The sequence below is a fragment of the Campylobacter majalis genome (genome assembly GCF_905120465.1).
GTDB classification, from domain to species: domain Bacteria; phylum Campylobacterota; class Campylobacteria; order Campylobacterales; family Campylobacteraceae; genus Campylobacter_A; species Campylobacter_A majalis.
This window is the reverse complement of sequence record NZ_CAJHOF010000004.1, coordinates 100,817-121,115: the sequence shown is the minus strand read 5'-3', so window position 1 is coordinate 121,115 and position 20,299 is coordinate 100,817. Positions and strand designations below refer to the sequence as shown.

Genomic DNA, 20,299 nt, shown 5'->3' with positions numbered 1-20,299 from the left:
AAATTTTTGAGTGATATATTATTTTTCAATCGATAAAATTATAACTTAAAGTCCCTTTTGTTTGATTTAAGTTAAATTTTAAAATATCACTTATATTTTAATTTCTTTATTAAATTTATAAAATTTCTAACTTAACTTATGCTTGTAATTTTTAATACCACTATTAAAATACAAATTAGTAAATAAGCTAACTGTCGCTTTAAATCGATGTCAAAACAAGCGAAGCGTTTTTACGAAGTAAAATGTTTCCTTGAAAATAAGCGAAGTGTTCGGCGTAGCCGATGTTTCTATAAAACAAGTGTAACGCTTTTTGCGTAGCAAAAAATGTTTCTGTGAAAAATTTTTTAAATTTAGCTTTTAAATTTTAAATAGTGTAAATATACTTGTTTTAACTTCGCTTTGTTTATTGCTTAAAATAGCATCAATAAAGTCATAGTCTCTTGTGCTTTAGTGCTCTTTAAGAAAGCTTATTTTGTTTGATTTGGGTTAAATTGATGCTAAAATTTTAACAAAATCGCAATCAAAAGCCTTTATTTAAAATAAAAATAGATAAATTTCAAAAAAGCAAACTTAAAAATTTTATATCTATTGCAGACACTTAAAAGCTCATAATAAACTTTGTTTATAACTATAAATAATAAAATAAAAACTTATTTTACAAGCTCATAACTGTAAGTTAAAGATTTATATTAAAAATTTTATTTAAATTAAAATAAATTAATAATGATTCTAGCAAAATATCAAGACAATATCGTAGCCAAAAATACGATTAGGTTAAATTGATTTAAGCTGCAGATCTATTTTGTTTTTTAATATAGATAAAAGTCAAAATCAACACAGATAACACAAGCATAATACTAATGGCGTATATGATATTTTTTGGTGGATTTGATCCTAAAAAATACCCCACACCAAGCAATATTGCCACCCATATACTAGCGCCAAGTGCGGTAAAAAGTGAGAATTTAAATACGTTCATTTTTGCAAGTCCGGCTGGAAGGCTGATGTATTGGCGAATGCCTGGGATTAGGCGGCAGTTAAAGGTTGAAATTTCGCCGTGCTTGTTAAAAAAGGCTTCAAATTTTTGCATTTTGGCTTCAGTTATGCCGATAAACTTACCATATCGCTCTATCAAACTTCGTCCAAAAAAGAAGCAAAGATAGTAGTTAAAAAGTGCTCCCGCCAAGCTCCCGCCACTTCCTGCTAAAAATGCCAAAACCAAGCTCATCTCGCCCTTGCTTGCAAGATAACCAGCCGGCATCATCACTATCTCACTTGGAAATGGAAAAAACGAGCTTTCTAAAAACATCATACTAAATATCCCAAAATACCCCCATGCACTAACATGTGAAACTATGGTGTCAATTATCGTGTGAAACAAATTAAGCCTTTAAATTTATTGTGTTTAAAATCAGCTAAAAATTTCAATCAAAAACTCATATAAGATAACGATTGCAAAAAATCCAAATATCGCCGAGCATATACCATCAAGCAAATTTTGTCTGCTTAAAAACGCCTCACGAGCCTTTTTGATAGAAAAAATCTTACCAAGCAAGATAAAGCACAAAACGCTCTGGATGGATATAACAGCCACTAAAATTCCAACTTGCATTAGGCTTTGTGCCTTATCAACAAAGCTTGAAAAGATGCTTGCAAAGTATAAAATCGCTTTTGGATTTGATAAATTTGTCAAAAATCCAAGCGTGAAAAAGTGCCTTGCACCTGCGTTTTTATCGCTACTTGTATCTATCTCGCTCGTTGCTTTTGCTTTGGCTGATTTAAATAGTAAAAAGCTAAGATAAAACAGATATGAAAAGCTAAAAGCCATAAGCACAAGCCGTAAAAATGGGAAATTTGCAAACAAAGTGCTTAATCCAAATGCTGTTAAAAACACCCAAAGCACTATGCCAAGCCCCACGCCAAGACAGGCAAAAACACTCTGTTTAAAGCCGTGTGCTAGGGATGTGCGAAGGATTAAAAATATATCAGGTCCTGGCACGATAAGTGCGATAAAGTGAGTCATCATCAATGCTAAAAGTGCGTAAATTTCCATCTTTTTCCATTTTATAAAATAAGTCGTAATTTTAGCCAATTTGGCTTAAATTTAAAGTGTAAATAGCGAAGCAAAAATAAAACCAATAGCCATTTACGGACTAAAACGGCTATGGCTTGTATTGGTTAAAAGCTAGGAATTACCGCCCCGTTGTAGCGTTTTATAATAAAGTCTTTTACCTCTTGGCTAAGTATAGCTTTATCAAGAGCCTTAATCTTTGGCAAATTTTCATTACCAGCTTTTACAGCGACGTAGTTTGTGTAAGGGCTATCTTTTCCTTCAAGTAATAGTGCATCTTCAACTGGCTTTAGTCCAGCGTCAAGTGCGTAGTTGATGTTTATAAACGCGATCGTAGCGTCTTTTAAAGCACGTGGCGTTAGGGCTGATTCCATCTCGACGAATTTTAAATTTTTTGGATTTTCGATGATGTCGTGCGGGTTTTTATACTCACCATCTTTTACCTTTACTATACCTGCAATTTCTAGTAAATTTAGTGAGCGAGTTGAATCGGCTGCGTTGTTTGAGATAGCTACAATATCGCCGTTTTTAAGCTCATCAAGACTCTTTATCTTTTTAGAGTAAATTCCCATAGGCTCGACATGCACACCGACTGTTGGCACGATGTTGGTGTTGTTGTCTTTATTAAATGCCTTCATGTAAGGCAATCCTTGAAAATAGTTTGCATCAAGATCGCCTTGCTCAGTCGCGATGTTTGGCACGACATAATCGTTAAAGATTTTTATATCAAGCTTGTAGCCCTCTTTTTCAAGTAGTGGCTTTACGACTTCTTCTAAAATTTCGGCGTGTGGGATTGGCGTAGCACCGATGATTATGGTTTTGTCATCGCTTTTTGCGTATAAATTTAAAGCCACGAGTAGTGCTGCTGTGATTTTTAAAATTTTCATTAATATTCCTTTTTATTTTGTAAAAGTGGTGAAAATTTGGGGTTTTACCCCCAAAATTAAAATGCTGGTAGGATTGAGCCGTTGTATTTTGTGCGGATAAACTCTTTAACTTCGTCTGAGTTTATGGCGTTATTTAGAGCCTTTGTTTTCTCGCTGTTTTCATTGCCTTGCTTTACGACAACGTAGTTTGTATAAGGATTATTTTTGCCATCTTCGATAACTAACGCGTCCTTTGTAGGGTTTAGACTAGCGTTTAGTGCGTAGTTTGTATTTATCACGGCGATCGTTACGTCATCTAACGCACGTGGAGTTTGAGCTGTTTCAACCTCGACAAATTTTAGATTTTTTGGATTTTCTGCGATATCAAGTATTGTTTTTAGTGAGCTTGAGTTTAGCTTAATAATACCTGTACTTGCAAGCAGATCAAGTGCACGACTCTCATTTGTAGGGTCATTTGGCACAGCTACGCTATCGCCATTTTTAAGCTCATCAAGGCTCTTTATCTTTTTAGAATAAACTCCCATTGGCTCTAAATGCACACCTGCAGTATGCACCAAAGTGGTGCCTTTGTTTTTGTTAAACTCTTCAAGGTATGGCAAGTGCTGGAAGTAGTTCGCATCGACATCGCCATCTTGTGTAGCTAGATTTGGCACGACATAGTCGTTAAATTCTTTTATCTCGAGCGTATAGCCATCTTTTGCCAAAATCGGCTTGATAAACTCTAAAATTTCAGCGTGAGGCACAGGAGTAGCAGCAACCGTGATCTTCTCAGCTGCATTTGCAGATACAAGTAGGCTTAGAGCAACTAATGATGATTTTAGTAATTTTGTCATTTTTTATCCTTTAAATTTATAGTGCTAAATTATTTAAAAAGGATAAAATTTGCCCTTTTAGTGGGCGGAGAATTTCTTTTTAAATATTTAGCCAAGCTAAGCATTTAAAAAGAAATTTTTGCTTAGCTCTTTAGTCTTTCGACACCTCAGTCTTTACACATCTACGCATCTCGCACATATCTGATTTCATGTTTCGTCCTTTCATTTTAAAATTGCGAAATTGTAAGAAAAAAAATATTAAAAAAAGTTTAAAATGCTAAAATACTGTAAAAATTTTGTAAAGGAAAAATATGAAAATTAAAATTTTAACCCTGCTTTTGGCTTGTTTTGCTGCATTTGCAAGTGAGTTCGAGCCGATAAAAATGAGAGATAATGAATTTTTAGCAAAAAATGGCGATGAGTATGTCGTGGCAAATCAAAATGGTGATGTTTTATACCGCCCAGTTACGATAAGACAAAGGAAAGTCTTTACTTTTAGCGAGGGTGTGGCGCTTTTTATGACAGATAATTACACCTATGGCTACTTAGACACAAAAGGCAAGGTCATCATAGAGCCAAAATTTAGCGAGGCAAATAGCTTTACAGAAGGTCTTGCGGCCGTGCAAATAGGAGGACTTTTTGGCTTTATAGATAAAACTGGTAAAGTAATCATAAAGCCTCAGTTTAACGATGTTGGAAGGTTTTATGAAGGTCTTGCAAATGCATTAAAAGATGGAAAATTTGGCTTTATAGACAAAAAAGGGAAATTTGTCATACCGCCAAAATATGATAATGTGATGCCATTTAGCGAAGGTCTTGCGGCTGTGTCTGTGGGCGAAAAATGGGGCTTTATAGATAAGAGCGGCAAGGTTGTTGTGGAGCTAAAATTTGATGGGGTAGATGAGTTTCGTGATGGCATGACTCTTGTTCGTTTGTGTGAAAAATTTGGCTTTGTAGATAAAAGTGGAAGATTAGCGATAGAGGCTAAATTTGATAGTGGGGATTATTTTGGCGATGGTCTCGCACCGGTGCTTGTTGATAAAAGATGGGGATTTATAGATAAAAGTGGTGAGTTTGTCATAGAACCAAAATTTAAAGATGCAGGGTGGTTTTCTGAGGGCTTTGCGAGCGTGGAGATACAAAGTAATGAAAAAAGAGTCGGCTCGCCTTACTACAAGGATTTTATTAGCTTTATAGATAAAACTGGCAAAATGATAATCGCTCCGACTTACGAGGGGTCTATCGGAGAGTTTAAGGGCGGCATCGCAAGGGTTGTAAAGGTGCATAAAAATGGCTACCACTACAAGGGCTTTATAAAGACAAACGGCGAGTATCTTTTAGAGCCAAATTTTAGAGAGACTTGGGCGTTTAGCGAGGGTTTTGGCTTAGTAGAGATAGATGATGTGTTTTTAATAATTGATAAAAATGGGAAATTTGTGGAGAAGTAGCCAAAGTGGCTACTTTTTTGTCCTTTTATACGCAAAATTTCCTAAAATTTGTGCGATTTGCACCATTATTATGAGTATCACGACGGTGTAAAACATAATATCAGGGCGAAATCTTTGATAGCCATAGTTTATCGCCACAGCTCCCAAACCGCCACCGCCCACGGCTCCCGCCATCGCTGAAAAGCCGATATTTACTATAAATGTTAAAGTAAAGGCTGAGATGATCGATGGTAGGGCTTCAACAAACATTATACGAAAGATGATCTGAAAATTTGACGCACCAAAGCTCTTTGCTGCTTCGATAATGCCACGATCGACCTCTTTAAATGCACTTTCGATAAGCCTTGCTACAAATGGTGCTGCACCGATGGTTAGTGGCACGATAGTTGCGGTCGTGCCGATACTAGTTCCCACGATCATGCGTGTAACCGGTATCAAAACGATGATTAAAATGATAAATGGAAAGCTACGAAAAGTATTTATCACGACATCAAGCATAAAATAGAGTTTTGGATTTGGTTTAAGCCCATCTTTATCAGACAAGACAAGCAAAACAGCAGGAACAAGTCCAATAACAAATGCTAAAAAAGTTGAAACCATGCTCATGTAAAGTGTCTCATTGATGGCTGGAAGCAAAATCCGCTCAAATATATTTGGAAATTTTTCTAAATGCTCACTAAGTGTTGCAAAATCTAACATCGTAATTTCTCCCTAAAATAAACGCATAAGTTTATCAAAAAAATATTAAATTTATCAAAAAACTCAACAGCAATCAACACTTAAAAGTCGCTTTTGGTTATTGTCGTAAAATTTACAGCTTACTTCTAGTAGCTTTTTAAGGACTATTTTGCCTAGAAATAGATATTGTTTGTTTTAAAACTATAAAATTTGTTTAAAATTTGTCCACAAGCTTCATTAAGCCTTGAAATTTATTTAAAATTATTTTGATTTTTGTTATGATTACAAGATGAAATATATAAACACATATGAATCTATACTAGGTACTATAACGCTAACATCTGATGGTGAAAATTTGACCGCTTTATTGTTTGAAACACAACTTGATTTACAAGATAGTATAGATAGTTGCGAATATAAGAATTTAGCGATTTTTGATGAAACAAAATCATGGCTAGATATATATTTTAGTAAAAAAATTGCAAATTTTACACCAAGACTTAAGCCAAATGGCACAAATTTTCGCAAAAATGTTTGGCAAATATTAACATCAATTCCGTATGGAATGACAAAAACATATAAAGAAATAGCACACATAATAGCTATGCAAAAAGGCATAAAAAAGATGTCGGCACAAGCTGTCGGTGGTGCAGTCAAGCACAACCCAATATCAATAATAATACCATGCCACAGAGTAATAGGCTCAAACGCAGAATTAATAGGATATGCTGGGGGACTTGATATAAAGGAAAAATTATTGCAACTAGAAAAAAATACAACCAAGCAAAACAAATCTATTTTTTGCTAAATTTGGTAAAATTTTTCTTATTTATTTTGGTATTAATGTGCTTTAGTTTTAAAAATTTTATTCTTAAATTTGACGAATTTAGTATCTAATACAAGTCTTTATGTTGTAGTTTTGGCATACAAAAACTCTCATAAGACTATAAGCTTGTTTTTATAAAATAAGGCTTTATTTTATATGTTTATAATTATAAACAAAGTCTATAATGAGACTTTTAACTATCTGTAATATATAAATTTTCAAGATTGTTATTTGTTTTTTATTATAATAAATTTAGTAAAAGCTTAAGAGTAAGATAATGCTTGATAATTTATGTATAAACTTTTATTTTTTGTTTTTGATTTGTAGTTACGAGCAAAACAAATGCTTTATTTTCATTAAGTAGTTTTTATTGTGATTGACGGTATTTGTTATTTGGATTTTAAAAGATAATTTATAAGTGTATCTTATTTGTTGTTTTATGTATTAAAGTCCGCTTAATAAATTTTACGCATTTGCTTTGAGATTTAAATCTTTATAAAATAAGCGAAGCACTTTTGCAAAGCAAAATGTTTCTCTAAAAAGCGAAATAAAAGTAGTTTTTTAAAACAGGTATGATGTTTTTGTATTAGTGAGAATGTTTATAATGGCGTGGAAATTTATATAAATTTTGTTTTAAATGTAAATAATAAATGTGATTTGCGACTTTGTTTTGAAAAACATCTCTAAAATATAATTTCTTGTAATTTTGGTGCTGGTGCGAGAAAGATTGCTTATTGCGGTTTTGTAGTGGGGTGTTTTGGATTAAAATTTTATATAGTTTTGATATATGATTTATGTTAAATGATATAAAAATAAAAAAGCGGTTTTTCAACCGCTTTTAATTATTTTGTAAGTCTTACAACTTCAGAAGCTATCATAAGCTCTTCGTTTGTTGGTATTACAAGCGTTTTAATTGTAGCACCGTCAGCATCTAGGCATCTATCACCTCTGTTGCTTCTGTCTCTGTTTTTAGCACTGTCTATTTTGATGCCAAAATGAGCTAATTCACCACAAACTTTCTCTCTCATAGCTTGGTCATTTTCGCCTATACCACCTGTGAATATTATCGCATCTAGCTTACCAACTACAGCATAGTATGCACCGATGTATTTTTTAAGTCTATAGCAAAACATATCAAATGCAAGTGTTGCTTGTTTGTCGCCTTTTTCTACTCTTTCGCCGATATCACGCATATCGTTTGTGCCACATATACCTAGTAAGCCACTTTTTTTATTTAAGAAATTATCAATTTGATCGGCTGTGATTTCGCCTTGAGCAATTAGGTATGTTATAACAGCTGGATCTATGTCGCCACTTCTTGTTCCCATGATAAGACCCTCAAGTGGGCTTAGTCCCATAGATGTATCTACGCTCTTGCCGTTTTTGATAGCACTTACTGAAGCACCATTTCCAAGGTGAAGTGTAATGGCATTAAATTTATCATTTTGGATGCCTAAGAATTTAGCAGCTTGTTGGCTTACGTATTGATGAGAGGTGCCATGAAAGCCATATCTTCTAACATGATGTTTGACAGCTACATCGTAAGGTATAGCATATCTGTATGCTTCTTCTGGCATTGTTTGATGAAACACTGTATCAAATACAACTACATGAGGTATATCTCCGCTCTCGCTCATTGCGGCTTTAATACCGGCTAATGCACCTGGATTGTGAAGTGGTGCTAGTGGGATGTTGTCTTCAATTTTTTTAATAACTTCGGCAGTTACGACTGCTGATGATTTAAAGCTCTCGCCGCCATGCACTACTCTGTGTCCGATACCATCTAGTTCAGTTAGGCTATTTAATACGCCACTTTCCTTTAGTAACTCGCTCATGATAGCCAAACCAACATGATGGTCTTTAATTTCTTGATTTCTTTCGTATTTTTGTCCATTTGCTTTTAACTCAGCATGTCCGCTTGGTTGTCCGATTTGCTCTATTAATCCACTTGCTATGCTTTCATTTTTATCCATTAAAAGTAATTGAAATTTAATTGAACTACTACCTGCGTTTAATACCAATATTTTCATTTATTATTCTCCTGCTTGAATTGCACTTATTAAAACTGTATTGATTATGTCTTCTACTAGACAACCACGACTTAAATCATTAACCGGCTTTCTTAATCCCTGAAGCACTGGTCCAATTGCTAGTGCATTTGCACTTCTTTGAACGGCTTTATAGCAGATATTGCCGACATTTAAACTAGGGAACACAAACACATTTGCGTTTCCGGCTACTTCATTGCCTGGCATTTTCTTTGCACCTACGCTGATATCAGCCGCTGCGTCGTATTGAATTGGTGCTGCAAATTTTAACTCAGGTGCTTTTTCTTTTAAAATTCTAGCTGCCTCTTTTACTGCATCTACGTCAGGACCTGTGCCACTTTCGCCAGTTGAATAGCTTAAAAGTGCGACTTTTGGCTCCCAACCAAACGCTTTGGCACTATCGGCTGTGCTTACAGCAATGCTTGCTAGTGCTTCTGGATCTGGATTTGGAGTGATAGCACAGTCAGCGTATAAAAGCACCTCTTCGTCTAAAGACATGAAAAATAATCCTGATACTATTGAAACGCCAGGTTTTGTTTTGATTAGTTGAAGGGCAGGGCGGATCGTCTCAGCGGTTGTTGTGCTAGCGCCACTTACCATAGCGTGAGCTTCGCCTATTTCAATTAGCATAGTTCCAAAATATGTCCTGTCTTTGGCTAGTTTGGCAGCTTGTTCTTCGCTCATGCCTTTTGATTTTCTTCTTTCAAAAATTTCACTTGCGATTTTGTCTGTGTATTCGTTATTTTCAGGGTTTATTATTCTTGCTTTGTCTAAATTTAAACCGAGTTCTTTTGCACGTGATTTTATAACAGCATCATCTCCCAAAATAATAAGCTTAACTATATCTTTTTTAAGTAATGCGTCAGAAGCTTTTAAGATTCTATCATCGTTGCTCTCAGGTAAAACGATTGTTTTATTTGCTAGTTTTGCACGATTTGTTAGGATATTTTCAAAACTGTATGGAGTGATTATCTCTTGTTTTGCATTAATAATTTCGTCTATATCGTCTGATATTATAAGTTTTGAGTTTGGCACTAAGCTTTTTAGTGCTTCTTTGTTGTTGCATGAATAAACAGGTGTGTTTAGATTTTTTGCAATTTTGAGATTTAGCTCAAAGCGTCCAACCACGCCAAATCCTTCGCAACCTACAACTATAACAAAGTCGTTTTCATTTTTAACGGCTTCAAATTTATTAATAATGTCAATGAAAAATTCTTTTTCTCGACCACTTTGAAGCAACTCTTGCTCTTTTTCGCCAATTTTTATCTCAAAAACGGCAACTTTACTAAATTTTTTGCTTAAATGCTCTTGTACTTTTACAAGATTTTCAGCACAATTTAGATATAAAGATCTCATAAATTCTCCTTTCTGGGATTATTTTGGCAATTTTATCATAAAAAATATTAAAATTACAGGTGCATTTATGAAATTTAAAAATAAAATTAAAATTTTAAGCATTTTTTTACTTTTGGCTGGATGTACTCCGAGCGTTGATCCTAAAATAGACATGAGACCACCAGTTTATGTAGAGCAATTACCAGCAAAAGAGACAAATGTTGGCGTAGCAAACACTGGTAGTTTGTATGGCAAGGGTAAAGATCCACTTTTTTCAGATAGAAAAGCCATGAATGTAAATGATATCGTGACTATAGTTATTTCAGAAAATGCATCTCAAAGCTCAAGTGGATCTAAAAATACAAATAGAGATAGCACCATCTCACTTGGTGGTGGGGCATTTGTCGGAGAAGATAGGATGAGCAAGATTGCTAGTGAGCTAAATAAAGTAAGCAATATTGGCTTTAAAGCAGGTGGCAAAAATGCATTTACTGGCTCTGGCACCACAAATAGAAGCGAGAGATTTACTACGACAATATCGGCTAGAATTATAAAAATTTTAAACAATGGTAATTATTTTATCGAAGGCAATAGGGAGCTTTTAATAAATGGCGAAAAGCAAATTATTCAAGTTACTGGTGTTATTCGTCCGCATGATATTTCTCAAAAAAATGAGATTGATTCACGCTATATTGCCGATGCAAAAATTTTATATAAAACTGAAGGCGAAGTTGATAAGGCGACTAAAAAGCCGTGGGGGACAAGAATACTTGAAACAATTTGGCCGTTTTAGTTAGAAATTTGTTACAAATTGTTATTTATTTAATTTGATAATTATAATTTTGTATATAAAACATTGAATTTTCAACATTATAAGCTATAATACATGAAAATTTTCAAAGGGTTAGTATGAGAGAATTGAATGGCTCACAGATGGTTAGTGAGGCTTTGAGAGCTGAGGGTGTTGAGATAGTTTTTGGCTATCCTGGTGGTGCGGCTTTGAATATATTTGATGAGACTTATAAACAAACTTATTTTAAACATGTGCTAGTTAGACATGAACAAGCAGCACTTCATGCGGCTGATGGATATGCCAGAGCTTCTGGAAAAGTGGGCGTGGCATTTGTAACGTCTGGTCCAGGTTTTACAAATGCTGTTACTGGACTAGCTACGGCGTATTCTGATAGTATTCCTTTGGTGCTTATAAGCGGACAAGTTGCTTCGTCTTTAATCGGAACTGATGCATTTCAAGAGATAGATGCGGTTGGAATTTCTCGCCCATGTGTTAAGCATAACTATTTAGTTACCAAAATAGCAGATTTGCCAAGAATTTTAAAAGAGGCGTTTTATATAGCAAAGACAGGCAGACCAGGACCTGTGCATATAGATATAGCAAAGGATGTTACAGCGGCAATTGGCAATTTTGAATATCCAAGTGAAATAAATATGCCAACATACAAGCCAACATACAAGGGCAATTCAAAACAGATAAAAAAGGCTGCAGATGCGATAAATGAAGCTATAAGACCATTGCTGTATATTGGGGGTGGGGCGATAGCATCTGGTGCAGCACAGGCAATAAGAGAATTTGCTAAACAAACAAACATACCAGCAGTACAGACACTAATGGCACTTGGCACACTAGAGCATGATGATGTGTTAAATTTAGGCATGGCTGGTATGCACGGTAGCTATACGGCAAACATAGCCTTAAGTGAAGCTGATTTGCTTATAGCACTTGGAGCCAGATTTGACGATAGAATAACTGGTAAATTAGACGAGTTTGCAAAACATGCAAAGATTATCCATGTAGATATCGATCCAAGTTCTATCTCAAAGATAGTAAATGCTCACTATCCAATAGTTGGGGATTTAAAATGTGTTTTAGAAGAGATGATGCCAAAGGTTAAAACTGATTTGCAAAAGTTAAAGCCATGGCATGAAACATTAGCAAGATATACCGAGCTTTATCCTCTAAAATATAATGACACAAATGAGCCTATAAAACCACAATGGGTAATACAACAAACCGCTAAAATCGTGGGCAATGATGCTATCATTACGACAGATGTTGGACAGCATCAGATGTGGGCGGCACAATTTTATCCGTTTAGTTATCCAAGACAGTTTATAACAAGTGGCGGTCAAGGAACAATGGGATTTGGGCTGCCTTCTGCGATAGGTGCGAAATTTGCATATCCAAATAAGTGCGTTGTAAATTTCACAGGTGATGGTTCGATACTTATGAATATACAAGAGCTAATGACGGCTGTTGTAGAAAACAAAGCTGTTATAAACATTATACTAAATAACAATTTCTTAGGAATGGTTCGCCAGTGGCAGACAAAATTTTATGAAGAGAGATACTCAAATACAGATTTAAGCATACAGCCTGATTTTGTCAAACTAGTTGAAAGTTTTGGCGGAGTCGGATATAGAGTAAGCACTAAGGGTGAGTTTGAAAAAGCACTTAAAGACGCCATGAATGCAAATAAAGTGGCGATGATAGATGTCGTCGTTGATAGGTTTGAGAATGTAATGCCTATGGTTCCAGCTGGTGCGGCTATATATAATATGATGTTGGAGTAAGAGCAAAATGAGACGAGTAATATCAGTAGTGGTAATAAATGAAGATGGTGTTTTGTCTAGGATTTCTGGATTGTTTTCGGGGCGTGGTTACAACATAGACAGTCTAACCGTCGCACCAATTCCAGAAAGTCCATATTCTCGCGTTAGTATAGTCACTAATGGTGATGAGAGAGTATTTGAGCAAATAGTAAAGCAGCTACATAAATTAATACCAACATATAAAGTTATAGAGAGTGGGGAATTTATAGAAAAAGAGATGCTTTTAGTCAAAATTCCACTTGGAGAAAATTTAGCAAATTTTGAAGCAATGTTGCGAAGTTATAATGGTATAATTGCAAACGTAACTGAAAACTATGTCGTAGCAATGATAGCTGATGATGCTAAACGAATAGATTGTTTTTTAAAAATCGTAAAAAAATTTAATCCGATAGACTTAGTAAGAAGTGGTTCGGTACTAATGGATATACAATGATGAAGTTAAGTCAAATAGTAAATAAAATAGATGCAAAATTTATAGGAGATGATGTTGAAATTTTGGCATTAAATTCCTTGCAAAATGCAAAGTTGGGCGAGTTAAGCTACTGCGATAGTCAAAAAAATGCTAAATTTTTAAGCCAGTGTGGTGCGAGTGCTGTGCTGATAAAGCACGATATGTTGGATTTGGTACCAAGTGGAGTTATTGCTGTAGTGTGTGATAATCCGCATCTTGCTTTTGCAATTCTTAGCAAGGATTACGCTAAAGAACTTTTTGTCAGTCAAAAGGCACAAAAAATACCAATAAGCGTTGAGGTAATGCCAAATGTTTATATCGGTCAGGGCGTTGAAATAGGCGAAGATACGATACTAATGAGTGGTGTATTTTTGGGCGATAACGTAAAAGTAGGGGCTAATTGTATATTGCACCCAAACGTTGTAATTTATAATGATTGCATTATAGGTGACAATTGTCATCTAAATGCAAATTGCGTTATCGGCTCAGATGGTTTTGGTTTTGCTCATACTAAGAGTGGCGAACATGTCAAAATTTATCATAATGGCAATGTTGTTATAGAAGATGATGTTGAGATAGGAGCTTGCACTACTATTGATAGAGGTGTGTTTGAAAGCACGATTATAAAACGTGGCACAAAGATAGACAATCTAGTGCAAATCGGACATAACTGCGATATAGGTGAAAATTCACTGCTTGTTTCTCAAACTGGCTTGGCTGGTTCGACAACTCTTGGACGAAATGTTGTAATGGGCGGACAAAGTGGTTCGGCTGGACATGTTAATATAGGAGACTTTGCTCAAGTTGCAGCTAGAGGTGGCGTAAGCAAAGACTTAAAAGGTGGCAAGAAGTATGCAGGTGCGTATCCGATAATGGAACTTGATGCATTTTTTAAATTGCAAGCTAAAATTTTAAGGCTAGTCAAAAAGTCGTAAAATTTATTTTATTGTGGGCATATCTTGCCCTTCAAAAGAAAGAAAGCTTTAAGTTATAAAATCATTAATAAAAATAAATATATAATTTACTCCCAAATTTCTAAAAAGAAATTTCTTTAAATTATTAAGTATTTTTTGCTTTACTAAGCTTATAGCTATAAATATAAGCCTTGATTAAAAACTGTAAATATAGCTTAAATTTGCAATATTTCAGAAAAAACTATAAATAAAATATCAAAATTGTAATGACTTAAGAGCGCGAGAAAATATCTAACTTTAATGAAGCAATAAAGATAAATAAACAAGGCATATACGTAGCTTGTAGTTAGCATAAAGTGCTACAAGATAAATTTAATGATAAAATCACACAAATGATATAAAAATTTCCAAGCATAGACTAAGCAAAATTCTTGTGTTTGCACTCTCTTTGATAAAGATATAAAAGAGTGTGTTTTGCTTACAGTTAAGAACAAAATGAAGTAGGGTTTAGATTTAATAACGAAAAATATCTATTAAATACCACTTAAATTAATAAAAGAAAATTTACTTAAATTTTTGTTGGGTTTTTATTTATATGGTTGGTATATGTAAAATTTTGTATATTTAAATGCACCGATTTTATGCGATAAGACTTTATAAAAGTCAATTGTAAAACAATAATATATAAGGCTAAAATTTACAAATTTATCAATAAAAATAAAATACAACAAAATTTAAAATTAAAGCAAATAAAAAGCTTTATTGTAGAGTGTTTAGCATAAAAATTTATGATTATGCCGATGCTTTTGCAAAGCAATGAGTATGGCAAAGTTAAAATTTTACCAAAATTAATAAGAGATCTTATAAGGTAGTAAGTTAAAATTCCTATTAAACTAGATTTGGCTAACGTATTTTGATGTATTAAATTTATGCAAAACTACAAAGCGTATTTTTTTGCACTTTGTAGTTTTTTTATCTCATTTTGGATTTGTGCTTGTTTTTTGTTAAGTAGTTCGATGGCATGAGAGATTAGCGACGCTGCTTCTTGCTTTTCTTCTAAATTTTTAAAACTATTTTCATCAAAATTCTCAACTAGATCCAATAATAGTTCTGTATCGTCATTAACATAGGCTATTTTAAAGCTCTTTAGCCAATCACTCATTTTCAGTAACCTCTCTCCAAGCTTCATTTAACTGCTTGACTACATTTGTTACTTCGTTAAGTTTTGATATGTCATTATTGATATTTGCTAGTGCAAGAAGCTGTATCTGTCTAGTGTATAGCCCACTTAGATAGTGAGCTACTTCACCTTGTGAGTAATCAAGCGAGTTTAAAAGCTCAACAAAAATAGCATTTGCTCTATTTATATAATATACTTTTTGTTCAAAATCACCACTCTCAATTGCTTTTTTGGTTCTAAAAATAAAACGTAAAATTCCATCATAAAGCATTTGTATTAGTTTAGTTGGAGACTCTATGCCTCCAACACTTGATTGCGTATATGCTGCGTATGCTAAGCTATTTGTTGCCATTTTTACCTCTTATTTATTTTTATTGCCTATTTCATACTCTATCATTGTTTTTAAAGCAGAAAATTGTTTTTCCATTTTTGTGATAACTTGAGAGTATAAAATCCATCTTTCTCTCATTGTTTCATATTTTTGATTTAGCGATGTCTCGATACGCTCTTTTTCGTCGTTTAATTTCTTGTCTTCTTCATTTAATCTATTTTCATATAGCGTCAAACTTCCTTTTTTATCCGGAGTATCAATCACCAAATCACTTGCAAAATTGTTAAGATTTGCAAAAATTCCACTATTTTTGTTTTCGGTTGGCATTAATGATATTTGCTCTAGTCCAAATTTAGACAATACACTATCCTTGCCTTTTATCTCTACTTCTGTTCCGTCTGTTGTTTTAAGAACTAGAGTTTGTTCATCTTTGCTTAGACTAGCAAAAACGCCTGGTATGTTTGCATTATTTATCGCCCTTAATAGTGCCATTGCATTTTCTTTTGCTGTAGCGTTTGCATCTGTTTTTTCAAGGGTTACGCTTATGCCGTTAATGTTTAAATCTCCCTTTACAAACTCAAGTGATCCAGTGGTTACTTGTTTGCCAGTATAGGTTAATACATCGTATGTTGTTGAGCCCATAAAAAAATCTTTAACATCATCAGCATCCGCATTTAATTTGGCACTTAATGTGCTAGCATCAAAGCTAATTTGCCCATCTTCGCCCATGCTTATGCCATATTGATCTATGCTTCGTCCTAGTTTGTCTTGGCTTGTTAGTAGTTGGTTTAGTTTGGTTCTTATCGTGGTTATTTCACTAACTCCTTGAAATGCACCACTATCGCCACTTTTTTCGTCAAAACTTGTAGAGATATTTAGATTTGTTAAAAGCGTATTGTAAGATGCAACCATTGACTCTAGATTTTTTACTATGTCATTAGTATCTTGAACTATTCCAAAGCTAGATTTGCCAGTCTCTTTAAGAGTAACCGTGATACCTGGACGCAAGTCATCTATGGTGTTTTTATCTCTTGTGATCTCAAGCCCATTGTATGTAAATTTTGCATCACTTGCTGTGGTAAGTCTATTTTTTTCTAAATTTGTTATGGTTTTTTTTGTGCCATCTTCGTTAAGTACCTGTTTGCCATCTTCATCTAATAAGTCTGTAGTGCCATCATCCCAGCCAAGCTTAGCTAAAACACCGCTAGTATCATCACTAAAGGTTATTTTTTGGCTTTCGCCTGTGCTTCTGGACTGAAATATAAGCTGGTATGGTTTGTCTCCCCCAACATTAATAATACGTGCTTGGACATCCCCACCTGCTACTTCATTTATTTTATCTGAAAGGTCTTGTAGTGTTGTTGATTCTTGCACGTTTATTTCATAGCTAACGCCACGTATGCCTATTTTAAAACTACCAGCCTGAGTAGCACCTATGATATCTGATTGTGATTTAAATTTTTCACTTTGAAAGCTATCTCTTTGTGCCAGTTGCTTTATATCTAGATTTAAATCTTGCAAGCTTACACCAGATGCAGCTGTAACAGTTGCGCTCTCGCCTACAGAATTTACCTTTCTTTTTTGATAAAGTGCTTCGTTGTTTAATGCACTAAATGATTTATTGACATTTGTTATTAGTGTTTTTAATGCCGCCAAATCATCAACCCGCATTGTATTTTTTTCAACCCTTTTTGTAATTGGATCAACTTGTGCTGCTTTGTCGGCTGCTTTTAATTTTTCTATTAATTCATCGTTTAGATTAACGCTGCCACTGCTACCAAGCCCCATAATTCCTTTTGGGCTTGATGTTGTGCTACTTATTGCATCTGCCATTTTAACTCTCCTTGTCAAAAAGTAAGCCAATACTCTCTTTGAAGTATTTTGCTATTCTTAGTGCTTCTTTACTAGGTAATTCGCGTATAATATCTCCAGTATCTGCTTCGCGAACCTGCACCACCATTGTGCTTTCTGCTTTGTTATAGTTAAATCTAATATTTGTTTTTAATTGCTCCATTTGAAAATTTAACTCGCTTGTAGCTTGTTCTAGCTTTTGAGCTAATTCTGATGATGACATCTGTAAATCATCATTTTTTTCAACTACATTTTCTTGTATGTTGCTTTTTTCTATCTCTCTTGTTCCTGTTGCATTAGAGACCATGTTTATACTCATGTCCAGTTGTTGCGATGCCGCTTTGAAAATCTCCATTTTCGCTCCTTGAAAAACTTTAATATTTGCACATACTATCGGCATAATTTTAATAAACTTTAGCCTATTTTATAAAATTTTTGCTAATATTTCACAAATAAAAAAAGGAAAAACATGAAAATTTCTATTGAGTGCGAGTGTGTATTGCTTAAAAACACTCTTTTATTGTTTTGCAAAGAGTATTTAAGCAAGAGTGCAGATTGTGATTTTATAATAAGCGATAAAAAAATATCAACAAAAAAACCTTTATTTTTAATTGCAGATAGCGATTCGCATATGTCTATTCCATTTAGCAAAAGGACTTTGTTTGAAAATTTAAATGAATTTTATTCTGCTATACAGGTTTCGCAAGGCAAAGTAAGACGTGAAATTTCAAGTGGTTTTGAGACTAGACTTGACGAAATTCTAAATAGATTTAGATTTGAAATTTTGTCTTTAGTTAAAGAGTATAAATGAAACTATATACCCAAATCTCAAGTGGAAAATTTAAAGGCAAGAAGCTACAACTTCCTAGCTTAAACACAACAAGAAGCACTAAAAGCTTAGTAAAATCATCGTTTTTTGATACTGTTAGATATGAACTTAGCAATAGTGTATTTATAGAAGGTTTTGGCGGTAGTGGGGTTATGGCGTGCGAGGCACTCAGTAATGGAGCTTTAAAATCATATGCGATAGAAAAAGATAAAAATGCCTACAAGCTTACACAAAGCAATTTAAAAAGCATAGATGAGAATTTATTAAATGCTATTTTTGGAGATAGTTTTGAAATTTTGCCTGATTTGATTGCTAGTCAAAATTGCGTTATTTTGTATCTAGATCCGCCGTTTGATTTTAGAGATGGATTTGATATGATTTATCAAAAATTAATTGATTTGATTAAAAAAATAGATAGAAAAAAAATAAAAATGATTGTGTTTGAGCATTCGTCTAAATTTTGCTTTGACGAAAATTTAGACGGTTATGTTAAAATAAAATCTAAAAAATTTGGAGCAACAACACTTACTTATTTTGCATAAACATGGAACGATATTTGCTTATATACTTGCAAATTCAGGAGTGTTTATGAGAAAATTTCTAGCATCTTTTTTATTTTTATTTTTGGGTGCAAATGCAACACAGATAAAAGATATTGCATCTGTAATTGGAGTCCGTGAAAATCAGCTTATTGGATACGGATTGGTTGTTGGTTTAAATGGCACTGGAGATGGCTCTACTTCAGAATTTACAATACAATCATTGTCTAATATGTTAGCAACTGTAAATGTAAAAATCGATCCAAATGATATTAAATCAAAAAATACAGCAGCGGTTATTGTTACGGCGACATTGCCACCATTTGCTAGACATGGTGATAAACTTGATGTTACGATATCATCAATTGGTGATGCTAAAAGTTTGCAAGGTGGAACTTTACTTATGACACCATTAAAAGGCGTAGATGGTGATATATATGCACTAGCGCAAGGCTCGTTAAGCATAGGCGGCAAAAGCACTGGTAGAGGTGGGGACAAGCACGTAACGGCTGGCTCTATATTGCAGGGGGCGTTAGTTGAAAAAGAGATCGCTTATGATATATACAATCAGCCTAATTTTACTTTGAGTTTGAAAAATTCTAGTTTTAAAACAGCAATGGACATACAAAATACTATAAATTCAAATTTAGGCTTAGAAATGGCAACCGCAATTGATCCAAGAACTATTGTTATTGCTCGTCCAGAAGAGACGAATTTAATTGATATAATAGGACGCGTTTTAGAGCTTGATATAGATTATAAGGCTGATGATAAAGTAGTCATTGATGAAAGGACTGGAACTATAGTAAGTGGCATAAATGTGAGCGTTGATCCGGTCGTATTGTCTCATGGAAATATCACGATAAAAATAGAGCCATATTCATTAAACGATGCAAGTGAAGTGGATATGGATTTAGAAGATGGTTCGGCGATTTCGGCTAGACCAAATATGTTACGCATACAAAACGACAAAACAACGCTTGCAAGTTTAACTAGGGCCTTAAACAAGCTTGGTGCAAGTCCAAGCGATATAATAGCTATTATTCAAAATTTAAAACGTGTTGGAGCAATACACGTAGATGTGGAGATAATATGAAAATAGATACCTCTATGGCACTTAGTGCTTATAATTACAATACTTTAAATAAAATAAATATGCAAAATACAGATGATGTAAAAATAGATAAAGCCTTAAAAAAACAAGATGAACTTTTAAGGGAACAAACCGACGCATTTGAAGCGTTTTTAATAAAGCAAGTGCTTGATATATCGCTAAAAGATGACGAAAAAGCACAGCTTTTTCCAAAGGCGGCTGGATCTGATATATATAAATCAATGTATAATGATACTATGAGTCAAGCACTAAGTGGTGGGCTTGGATTTAGTGAACTTTTATATAATTTTTTAAAAGAAAGGTCTTAAGGAATTTGATTTCTTGCCGATTTGGTATGTGAAATACAACAAAGAGGTG

The 20,299-nt window shown here is 34.1% G+C and carries 21 protein-coding genes; 10 read left to right on the top strand and 11 right to left on the bottom strand.

Translation table 11 applies throughout. The annotated features are described in order from the left end of the window. Nucleotides 1-784: 784 nt before the first annotated feature. From LQU93_RS03205 to LQU93_RS03190, 4 genes are all read right to left on the bottom strand, one after another. Nucleotides 785-1,381, bottom strand: a complete 597-nt coding sequence (locus LQU93_RS03205) for a DedA family protein (RefSeq protein ID WP_229932451.1) — start codon at nt 1,379-1,381, stop codon at nt 785-787. A 30-nt stretch (nt 1,382-1,411) separates the two neighbouring features. After that, nucleotides 1,412-2,053 carry a LysE family transporter gene (locus tag LQU93_RS03200; protein ID WP_229932450.1) on the bottom strand — a complete coding sequence of 214 codons (642 nt, stop codon included), beginning with the start codon at nt 2,051-2,053 and terminating at the stop codon, nt 1,412-1,414. A gap of 125 nt (nt 2,054-2,178) precedes the next feature. Then, complete coding sequence (locus tag LQU93_RS03195) at nt 2,179-2,958, bottom strand: MetQ/NlpA family ABC transporter substrate-binding protein (RefSeq protein WP_229932449.1); 780 nt, start codon at nt 2,956-2,958, stop codon at nt 2,179-2,181. Nucleotides 2,959-3,014: 56 nt separating this feature from the next. Next, on the bottom strand, nt 3,015-3,791 hold the full coding sequence (locus tag LQU93_RS03190; RefSeq protein WP_229932448.1) for a MetQ/NlpA family ABC transporter substrate-binding protein: 777 nt from the start codon (nt 3,789-3,791) through the stop codon (nt 3,015-3,017). Between the two features lie 290 nt (nt 3,792-4,081). On the opposite strand from LQU93_RS03190, the gene LQU93_RS03185 reads away from it, so the two are divergent. Further along, nucleotides 4,082-5,218 (top strand): WG repeat-containing protein, encoded by a 1,137-nt coding sequence (locus LQU93_RS03185; protein ID WP_229932447.1) that lies wholly within the window; start codon nt 4,082-4,084, stop codon nt 5,216-5,218. 9 nt (nt 5,219-5,227) lie between these two features. On the opposite strand, the gene LQU93_RS03180 is transcribed toward LQU93_RS03185, so the two are convergent. Continuing rightward, nucleotides 5,228-5,917 (bottom strand): methionine ABC transporter permease, encoded by a 690-nt coding sequence (locus LQU93_RS03180; RefSeq protein ID WP_229932446.1) that lies wholly within the window; start codon nt 5,915-5,917, stop codon nt 5,228-5,230. A gap of 268 nt (nt 5,918-6,185) precedes the next feature. Here LQU93_RS03180 and LQU93_RS03175 point away from each other — a divergent pair, with 268 nt between their 5' ends. After that, the gene (locus tag LQU93_RS03175) at nt 6,186-6,704 is read left to right on the top strand and encodes a methylated-DNA--[protein]-cysteine S-methyltransferase (RefSeq protein WP_229932445.1); all 519 of its coding nucleotides are present in this window, start codon (nt 6,186-6,188) and stop codon (nt 6,702-6,704) included. An 860-nt stretch (nt 6,705-7,564) separates the two neighbouring features. On the opposite strand, the gene LQU93_RS03170 is transcribed toward LQU93_RS03175, so the two are convergent. Continuing rightward, nucleotides 7,565-8,752, bottom strand: a complete 1,188-nt coding sequence (locus LQU93_RS03170; protein WP_229932444.1) for an acetate kinase — start codon at nt 8,750-8,752, stop codon at nt 7,565-7,567. A gap of 3 nt (nt 8,753-8,755) precedes the next feature. Continuing rightward, a complete protein-coding gene (gene pta / locus LQU93_RS03165; protein ID WP_229932443.1) occupies nt 8,756-10,126 on the bottom strand; it encodes a phosphate acetyltransferase in 1,371 nt (456 codons plus the stop codon). Nucleotides 10,127-10,193: 67 nt separating this feature from the next. Between pta and flgH the strand changes: the two genes are divergently transcribed. The 4 genes from flgH (at nt 10,194) to lpxD (ending at nt 14,119) form a co-directional block, all read left to right on the top strand. Beyond that, the gene (gene flgH / locus LQU93_RS03160; RefSeq protein WP_229932442.1) at nt 10,194-10,898 is read left to right on the top strand and encodes a flagellar basal body L-ring protein FlgH; all 705 of its coding nucleotides are present in this window, start codon (nt 10,194-10,196) and stop codon (nt 10,896-10,898) included. A gap of 116 nt (nt 10,899-11,014) precedes the next feature. Beyond that, nucleotides 11,015-12,694: an acetolactate synthase large subunit gene (locus LQU93_RS03155; RefSeq protein WP_229932441.1), complete on the top strand. Its 1,680-nt coding sequence runs from the start codon at nt 11,015-11,017 to the stop codon at nt 12,692-12,694. A gap of 7 nt (nt 12,695-12,701) precedes the next feature. Continuing rightward, entirely contained in the window at nt 12,702-13,166 is a 465-nt protein-coding gene (ilvN, locus tag LQU93_RS03150; protein ID WP_229932440.1) for an acetolactate synthase small subunit, read from the top strand. After that, nucleotides 13,166-14,119 carry a UDP-3-O-(3-hydroxymyristoyl)glucosamine N-acyltransferase gene (gene lpxD, locus LQU93_RS03145; protein WP_229932477.1) on the top strand — a complete coding sequence of 318 codons (954 nt, stop codon included), beginning with the start codon at nt 13,166-13,168 and terminating at the stop codon, nt 14,117-14,119. The genes ilvN and lpxD overlap by 1 nt, the downstream gene beginning before the upstream one ends. Nucleotides 14,120-15,035: 916 nt before the next feature. Here lpxD and LQU93_RS03140 read toward each other — a convergent pair. Genes LQU93_RS03140 through LQU93_RS03125 form a run of 4 tightly spaced genes read right to left on the bottom strand, consistent with a single transcriptional unit; the run spans nt 15,036 to nt 17,815 of the window. Beyond that, nucleotides 15,036-15,260 (bottom strand): hypothetical protein, encoded by a 225-nt coding sequence (locus LQU93_RS03140; RefSeq protein ID WP_229932439.1) that lies wholly within the window; start codon nt 15,258-15,260, stop codon nt 15,036-15,038. Next, a complete protein-coding gene (gene fliS / locus LQU93_RS03135) occupies nt 15,253-15,630 on the bottom strand; it encodes a flagellar export chaperone FliS (RefSeq protein WP_229932438.1) in 378 nt (125 codons plus the stop codon). The genes LQU93_RS03140 and fliS overlap by 8 nt, the downstream gene beginning before the upstream one ends. 9 nt (nt 15,631-15,639) lie before the next feature. Then, nucleotides 15,640-17,442 carry a flagellar filament capping protein FliD gene (gene fliD, locus LQU93_RS03130; RefSeq protein ID WP_229932437.1) on the bottom strand — a complete coding sequence of 601 codons (1,803 nt, stop codon included), beginning with the start codon at nt 17,440-17,442 and terminating at the stop codon, nt 15,640-15,642. 1 nt (nt 17,443) lies between these two features. After that, entirely contained in the window at nt 17,444-17,815 is a 372-nt protein-coding gene (locus LQU93_RS03125) for a flagellar protein FlaG (RefSeq protein ID WP_229932436.1), read from the bottom strand. Nucleotides 17,816-17,929: 114 nt separating this feature from the next. On the opposite strand from LQU93_RS03125, the gene LQU93_RS03120 reads away from it, so the two are divergent. From LQU93_RS03120 to LQU93_RS03105, 4 genes are read left to right on the top strand one after another with little or no spacing between them, the layout of a single operon-like run. Then, nucleotides 17,930-18,271: an ornithine carbamoyltransferase gene (locus tag LQU93_RS03120; RefSeq protein ID WP_229932435.1), complete on the top strand. Its 342-nt coding sequence runs from the start codon at nt 17,930-17,932 to the stop codon at nt 18,269-18,271. Beyond that, complete coding sequence (locus LQU93_RS03115; RefSeq protein ID WP_229932434.1) at nt 18,268-18,831, top strand: RsmD family RNA methyltransferase; 564 nt, start codon at nt 18,268-18,270, stop codon at nt 18,829-18,831. The genes LQU93_RS03120 and LQU93_RS03115 overlap by 4 nt, the downstream gene beginning before the upstream one ends. Before the next feature lie 46 nt (nt 18,832-18,877). Then, nucleotides 18,878-19,924, top strand: a complete 1,047-nt coding sequence (locus LQU93_RS03110) for a flagellar basal body P-ring protein FlgI (protein WP_229932433.1) — start codon at nt 18,878-18,880, stop codon at nt 19,922-19,924. Then, the gene (locus LQU93_RS03105; protein WP_229932432.1) at nt 19,921-20,250 is read left to right on the top strand and encodes a rod-binding protein; all 330 of its coding nucleotides are present in this window, start codon (nt 19,921-19,923) and stop codon (nt 20,248-20,250) included. The genes LQU93_RS03110 and LQU93_RS03105 overlap by 4 nt, the downstream gene beginning before the upstream one ends. Nucleotides 20,251-20,299 lie beyond the last annotated feature (49 nt).